The following is a 6,770-nucleotide window of genomic DNA, read 5'->3' as shown; positions in this document are numbered from 1 at the left end:
GCCCGGGTCGCGGCCGCGCGCCGGCCCGCGCCGCGGCCCCGCCCCCCGGCCCCGCGGCGGGGGGGCGCGGCCGCGGGGCCGCCCGCCCCGGCCCCCCCCCCCCCCCCACGGCATGCGGCCGGTTACCGCCTGCGCGGGGCCAGCTTGAACAGGGCGACTCCGGCCGCCACCAGCGTGGTGGCCGCGACCAGCATCGCCATGCTGTTGAGCCACAGGCCGGTCGCGGCCAGGGTCGCGCCTCCGGTCCCGGTGGTCCCGGCACCGATCACTCTTCCGTACATCGTGCTTCTCCTAGGAGGTATGAGGGTTGAGGCGACCCGGATCGGGTCAGGTGGATCGAGGGTGGCCTTATGTCGCCACCCACTTCTCCTCGCTGCGGCGTACCAGTCCCCAGAGCGAGGTGAAGTAGACGGCGTGCTGGAAGAGGTCGTAGAGCATCTCCGGGACCATCAGCGCCGCGACCAGCACGGCCCGTGGCCCCGCGCGTCGTACGGAGACGGTCTTCTCCACCACGAAGATCAGGCCGATCGACGTCCAGAACGGGGAGAAGCCGGGCCAGCCGTACAGGGTGGTGTACATGGCCATGTACACCAGGTAGATCAGGAAGGACAGCGCGCCGAAGCCCATCAGGAACTGCTGGAGGAAGTAGCGGGCGGTGACCCGGGTCCAGCCGTAGTCACGCAGGTTCTCCAGGGCGCCGCGCTGCCAGCGCAGCCGCTGGTGCCACAGCTTGGGCAGCGACGGCATGACCTCGGTGGTGACCGCGCAGCCCGCCGGGGACATGGTCCGGTAGCCGAGGGTCTTCACCGCCTTGGTCATCTCGTCGTCCTCGGTGAGCGAGGCGAGGCTGTAGTAGTCGGTGCCGCCGCCGATGCGTCCGCTGCGGCGGGCGGCGCGCACCTCGCGCAGCACCCGGGCGCGGAACATGGTGCCGGTGCCGGTGAGGACCTGGGCCTTGCCGCCCGTGCGTTCCAGCTCCCAGGCGTAGCGGTGGAACTCCATGCGCTGGAGCAGACCGAGGAAGCCGCCGCCGTCCTCGCCGTAGAAGACCCCGCCGACGGCGCCGACCTTCCGGTTGAAGGTGCCGAGTGCGGTCTCGGCGAACCAGGGGTTGAGTACGGTGTCGGCGTCCTGGACCAGCAGTACGTCACGGTCTTCGAGGTGGGGCAGCACCCAGGCGATGGCCTGGTTCAGGGCGCCGGCCTTCTTGTGGGTGTTGCCCTCGGTGTGGAAGACCTCGGCGCCATGGGCGACGGCCACGGCGGCGGTGTCGTCCGTGCAGTTGTCGGCGACGACGATGACCAGGTCGGGCCGCCGGGTCTGGTTCCACAGCCCCTCGATCGCGTCGGCGATACGGTCCGACTCGTTGTGGGCCGGGATCAGCACGGCAAGCCTGGGCGCGACGTCCGGATCCTCCGGGGCGGCGTGCGCACGGCGCGCGGCATGACGGCGCACGGCCCATACCCCCCGTCATGAACACCGCGGCAGATCCGGCATGCGGCAGCCGGATCCGTAAGTGATCCAAAGTCTTCACGAATCCCTCGCATGCGCGGTAGATGCATGGAGTAACGGATTGTTCACGTTTGACTGTGACTGTCCTGTGGGGTGGGCCCGTAGGAGAGCCTCGGCATCAGTCCCCGGACGACCCGAAGAAGCCGACATGGGTCGGCAGGTCGTCGGTGTGAAGCAGGACGTAGAAGCCGGTCCAGCGCATCTTGTGCTCCCCGAGCAGGGTGGTGTCCAGGTCGCCGGGGCAATCGGTCCGCATGGATGTGTAGGACCGAGCCACTGCGTCCTCGTACTGCTGAACAGTCGGGCGCTCGGTGTCGAAGTGGATCAGGAGTCGATCAGGGGCCAGCGGTCGTACGGTGAAGTAGTCCGCCGTGCGGGACTCCCGGGGCACCTTGAGTGTCTCGACAACCCGGCGTATGTCCAGAATCGAGTGAGTTCCCTCTTCTTCCATGAACTCCTCGTCGGCATGGAGCTCCTCCATGGAGGCGTACTCGTCGCCATCGCCGTACAGCTGCGCGAAGACTTCCGCCTTCAGGGCCTCCAGGGCCACTCCCACGCTCTCCCGACACGGTGTGACATAGCTCCACCCGCTGGCTCCCATGGAGGGAACTCCCTTCGTGACCTCGCCGACCGGCGCTCAAACGTAGCGGAAGAGCTGGAGGGGCCTGTGCGTGGCCTGGGCTAGGTGGCGATTCTTCGTTCGGAGTCCAGGAGGGGTGGGGATTGCGGGGGTGTTCTTCTGGGGCCGAAGAGCATCGGGATGAGCATGTCGGGGGAGAAGAGGCGGGTCGGGGGTTTTTCCAGGCTCATCACGTCGAGGAGGGCGCCCATGGCGCGGGGGTTGGATGCTCCGGTTTCGACTGCGCGGTCCACGAATCGGGCGAGGAGCCGCTCGGTCCTGGTGGGCGGGGTGTCGGTGGCGCCGGGGTAGAGGGCGTCCTGGCCGATGGCCAGGTCCCAGGCGGCGCTGACGGGACGGGCCGCGGCGCGTTGCAGGCTCCGGGCGGTTCTGGGGGCGGTGAGGGGCGTGGTGCGCAGGATGTCGCGGATGGCCAGGGCGCATTGTGCGGCGACGGTGAGGCCGTGTCCGTAGACCGGGTTGTAGGTGGCGATGGCGTCGCCGAGGACGAGGAATCCGTCGGGCCAGCGTCGGGCCTTCTCGTAGTAGCGCCGGTGGTTGGCGGTGGAGCGGGTGGTGGCCACGTCGCCGAGAGGTTCGGCGTGCTTGAGGAACTGGCCGATGACCGGGTCGCCGAGGCCGAGGGCGAAGTCGATGAAGGCGGACGCGTCGCCGCTGGGCTCGCCACCGCGAGAGCCGACCAGGGTGGCGATCCACTGGCGGTCCTCGACGGGCAGGATGATGCCTCCCCGGCCGGGGGGCTTGGCCGGGTTGGCCTGGACGTTGAGGAGCGGGAAGTTGCCGTCCTCCGCTCCGGGGGGTGCGCGGAAGATCTGGGTGGCGTAGGTGACTCCGGCGTCCACCTGGCGTTCGGCGACTTCCGGCAGGCCGCCCAGCTCCTCGAACCACCGAGGTGTGCGGGAGCCGCGGCCGGAGGCGTCGACCACGAGGTCCGCCATGAGTGTGATGTCCTCGCCCGCGCTGTCGACGCGGACTCCGGTGACGCGGGTGCTGTCACCCACCAGGTGTCGTGCGGTGCTTCCCTGGAGCAGGGTGATCCGCGCGTCCCGCAGGACGTGATCGCGCAGGGTCGCGTCCAACAGGTTGCGGGAGCACACGAGGTTGTGGTGGTGATTGGACAGGAAGCGCCGGAACCAGACCTCGTTGGGAGCCCGGGAGACCATCTCGCCCATGATGTGGACCAGGCGTCCACCGCGGGCGACGACATCGTCCACGATGCCCGGCAGCAGCCTGTCGAAGGCCGTCACCCCGCCGCTCCACACCACGTGCGCGTGCCGTGCCTGGGGGACGCCGCGGCGGGCTTTCGGGCCGTCGGGCAGGTGGTCGCGCTCGACGACGGTGACGTCGGCGAACTCGGTGAGCGCGGCGGCGGCGAACAGGCCCGCGGCGCTGGCGCCTATGACGACTGCGGTGGGGCGCGAGGTCGTGGCGCTATGAGGCATGTGTATCGAGGCTCTCTGTCGTGGTTGCGCGCCGACGGATACTGTCGACGAGGCGTTGGTGGCGCATCGCCTGGGAGATGTCACCCATGTGCTCGTGAATATCGTTGGCCAGCAGGCGGGTTGCGGGACTCTCCCCATGCGGGGCCCCGCTGAGGTGGGAGTCGATGGCCGCGCGGAGGGTCACCGCACCGACCAGGCCCTGTCGCTTCGCCTCGGGGTACGTGGCCGGGATCGCGTCGAGTGCCGACTGGCACAGTTCCTGGTCGAAACAGGGGGACAGGACGCGCACGGCGTCGTGGATGTGCTGCTGTCGCTGTACGAGGCGTAGGTCCAGGGGGGTCCAGAGGCCGAACCGGGCCCTGGCCGCTGACGCCGACACGCCGCGCACGGCCCGCCAGAGCGGGAGCAGCCGCCGGTACTCACGCCAGTCGCGGAGCCACTTCTGGAGAAAGGGCCCTGCCTGGGGAACGATGAACCCGATGGCGATGAGGATCCCTTGCAGAAGGGCGAACGGGGGTGCGGCCTGGGTACTGAGACCGTCCCAGTCGTGTCCGGCCCAGCGGGCGCCGATCGCGGCCAGTTTCGCCCCGTCGTAGACGAGTCCGGAGGCGTAGCCGAGTTGCAGGCACACGACGCCGCTCTTGAGCCAGCGGTTGGCGACCTCGGGGAACCACTTCCACAGCATCGAGGCGGCCACCAGGCTGGAGGCCATGTGCGCGAGCAGGTACAGCAGGATGTGCTCGCGGATCCAGGGGGTACCCGCGTAGTAGGTGTCGAGGTCGTAGATCCGCGGCTCGGGCATATGGGCCAGCAGGAAGGTCACCCACAGTGCCACGACGATGCCCGCGTAGATCCCGTAGACCCACAGCATCCGGGCGTCGCGCCGGGGCGACGGCTCCTCCCGCCAGCGCATGATCATGGTGAGGCCCATGGCGCCGGACGCGGTCAGGAACGAGTAGGCCACGGGGGACGCGATGTTCGGGACGCCGGTGATCTCGTTGAGGCGCTCGATGTTGACGGGTGTGATGACGACGAAGACGGCGGTGGCGCAGCCCAGCAGGAGGATGGTGGCCCGGATGTCGCTGTCGCGCCACGCCCGTACGAAGGTCGGGGCCTTGAGGACGAGGGCGAGGGCCAGCAGTACGGTGGGGACGGCGTAGGGGATGTGGAAGTGCGGGTTCACTACAGGATGCGCCCGCCTCGGTGGAGGAGGGAGAGTCTGATCCTGCCCTCGACGGTCGTCGGGCTGACGGGGCCTTCCGCGTAGCGGCCCGTCATCCAGCTGCGGACCTCCTTGCCGAACAGCAGGCCGAAGGTCTCCGCTTCCACTTCGTGTTCGTCGGCCAGGTCCGCGTCGGCCCGGGTCGCCACGGTCAGGATGGCTTCCAGGGTGACTTCGTCGGCGTGCAGGACCTGCTGGATCGCGCGGTGGACCGCGTCGGCCGTCTGGTCGGTGGGGCGGGCGCGGGCGGCGGCCGGGAGTCCGGCGATGTGATGGCCGCAGTGGCCTTGTTCCTCGTGCCACAGTTCGTGTCCGAGGATGACCAGCTGGGATTCGGGGACCGTACCGTCCTCCACGACGATGATGGAGCGGTCTCCCAGATCGAGGCGCATTCCGGAGACCGGGATGTCGGACGGGAAGGCCCGGAACGCGAGCTGGATCGGGCGGCCGGTCCGGACGCTCATCGCGCGGCAGAACTCCTCCATGACCACGGCCGGCGCCGCCGGTCGCCGCACGGACGTCGCCGCCTCCCCGCCCAACGCCGCGAGGAGTTCCTTCATGGCTTTGACGCTCATAAGCGACCGCCTTCGCCCACCCTGAAGAATCGGCCCGGGTCGTACGGGAACCCGACGCCGGGCACCTTTCTTCCGTCGCGGATCCGATGTGCCCAGCAAGGCCCGAGGCCCTGTTGCCCGATCAGAACGTCAAAGTCCCCGAGCGTGTCGGCGAGTTGAGTGGATGCCTCCACCGAGGTGCTCCCGGGGGTTGGGGTGAGGTAGTCGGCCGCAGCCGCATCCTAGGCTTCCCGCCTCCCGCCGGAGAACGATCGTTTCGGTCACTGAAGCCGGTGGTGGGCGGCGATCGCGCGCCTCGCCGTCCTCGCGAGCGCCGGGAGTGACGTGCCGCTGAGGGACCGGAGCGTCCCCGGCTCTCGGCTTGCCCTGCGCCGATGCCGCTGAGGCGGGCACGGGGCCGCGCGGGTCGGTCCACATCCCCATCGACCGACCGGGGCACCGCGCGTTCGAAAGGACGGCCGAATCCCGCCGTCCGACAGGCGGCCCCGCGGCACTCCCCCGCGCTCCCCCACCCCGCCGCAGCCCTCTGCCCCCGCCCGCTAGGAGTCGAGCGTGTGTCGGGTCTCGACCGCCGCGATGACCCTTTCCCTGGCGAGCTGCCGGGCGTGCTTCAGCTTCAACTCCGCCAGCAGCAGAGGCAGGTACCAGAACCAGCCCCACAGACTGAAGGTGACCGCTCCGCTGCCGACGAGCACCTTGTTGGTCACGATCGCCAGCCCGATGGCCGCCACGTAGGAGGGGACGCGGTAGCGCGCCACCAGCCGAAGCGGCGCGTTCCACGGGCCGCTCAGCAACTCCAGCGCGGCAGCGACCTCGGCCGCCCGCAGGTCCTCGGGATGCGCGGCGGCGGGCCCTCCGTCCGACACCCCCCGGCCGACGTCGGCGCTCAGGGAAGCCCGCGCCGCCCGCTCGCTCAGGGCCCGGTCCGACTCGGTCCTGACGTCCTCCCAGTAGCCCCGGCCCGCCCACCCCATCGCCGCCTCGACCCGCTGCGCCTCGGGCGACCCCGGCGGGGCCAGCTCGGCGATCCGCTCCTTGAGGGACTCCGCCCGCTTCTTCCGCCCCGGGTTCTCCCAGGCGTCGGCACGCAGGCACAGTTCCAGGTACGAGACCAGCAGCCCGAGGTCGTCGGGCCAGCGCCGCAGCCCCTCCTTGTACACCGCCTCCGCCTCGTCGTCGTGGTCGTCGTCCTCCTCGGCCGCGTGCGCGAGGCCGAGCCATCGCTGGAGCACCGGGTCGGGGCCCACCTCCGCGAGCCCCTGCCCGGCAGCCGCCCTCACCTGGGCGTAGCCCCCGAGGGCGAAGAGTTCCTCGCACCGCCCCGCGTACTCGTCCACCGTCATGCTTCCCACCCATTGATCATGATGAGAACCTTCGGA

At 70.2% G+C, this 6,770-nt stretch carries 7 protein-coding genes; all 7 read right to left on the bottom strand.

The features are described from left to right. Positions 1-122 precede the first annotated feature (122 nt). The 7 genes from ACFXAZ_RS06735 to ACFXAZ_RS06705 all read right to left on the bottom strand — a co-directional run bounded on the left by ACFXAZ_RS06735 (position 123) and on the right by ACFXAZ_RS06705 (position 6,734). A complete protein-coding gene (locus ACFXAZ_RS06735) occupies positions 123-281 on the bottom strand; it encodes a hypothetical protein (RefSeq protein ID WP_382679841.1) in 159 nt (52 codons plus the stop codon). A 67-nt stretch (positions 282-348) separates the two neighbouring features. Continuing rightward, positions 349-1,455, bottom strand: coding sequence for a glycosyltransferase (locus ACFXAZ_RS06730; RefSeq protein WP_384586013.1), 1,107 nt, complete (start codon positions 1,453-1,455; stop codon positions 349-351). A 175-nt stretch (positions 1,456-1,630) separates the two neighbouring features. Continuing rightward, a complete protein-coding gene (locus ACFXAZ_RS06725) occupies positions 1,631-2,113 on the bottom strand; it encodes a hypothetical protein (RefSeq protein WP_384586011.1) in 483 nt (160 codons plus the stop codon). 80 nt (positions 2,114-2,193) lie between these two features. After that, on the bottom strand, positions 2,194-3,594 hold the full coding sequence (locus ACFXAZ_RS06720; protein ID WP_384586009.1) for an NAD(P)/FAD-dependent oxidoreductase: 1,401 nt from the start codon (positions 3,592-3,594) through the stop codon (positions 2,194-2,196). Next, the gene (locus ACFXAZ_RS06715) at positions 3,584-4,777 is read right to left on the bottom strand and encodes an MAB_1171c family putative transporter (RefSeq protein WP_384586007.1); all 1,194 of its coding nucleotides are present in this window, start codon (positions 4,775-4,777) and stop codon (positions 3,584-3,586) included. Before ACFXAZ_RS06715 ends, ACFXAZ_RS06720 begins: the two co-directional genes overlap by 11 nt. Continuing rightward, entirely contained in the window at positions 4,777-5,391 is a 615-nt protein-coding gene (locus ACFXAZ_RS06710; RefSeq protein ID WP_384586005.1) for a toxin, read from the bottom strand. The genes ACFXAZ_RS06715 and ACFXAZ_RS06710 overlap by 1 nt, the downstream gene beginning before the upstream one ends. 539 nt (positions 5,392-5,930) lie before the next feature. Continuing rightward, the gene (locus ACFXAZ_RS06705) at positions 5,931-6,734 is read right to left on the bottom strand and encodes a hypothetical protein (protein WP_384586042.1); all 804 of its coding nucleotides are present in this window, start codon (positions 6,732-6,734) and stop codon (positions 5,931-5,933) included. Positions 6,735-6,770 lie beyond the last annotated feature (36 nt).

Origin of the sequence: Streptomyces sp. NPDC059477, assembly GCF_042749375.1 — a bacterium.
Classification (GTDB): Bacteria; Actinomycetota; Actinomycetes; order Streptomycetales; family Streptomycetaceae; genus Streptomyces.
Note: the sequence above shows the minus strand (reverse complement) of the source record. Positions and strands in the feature narration are given on the sequence as shown.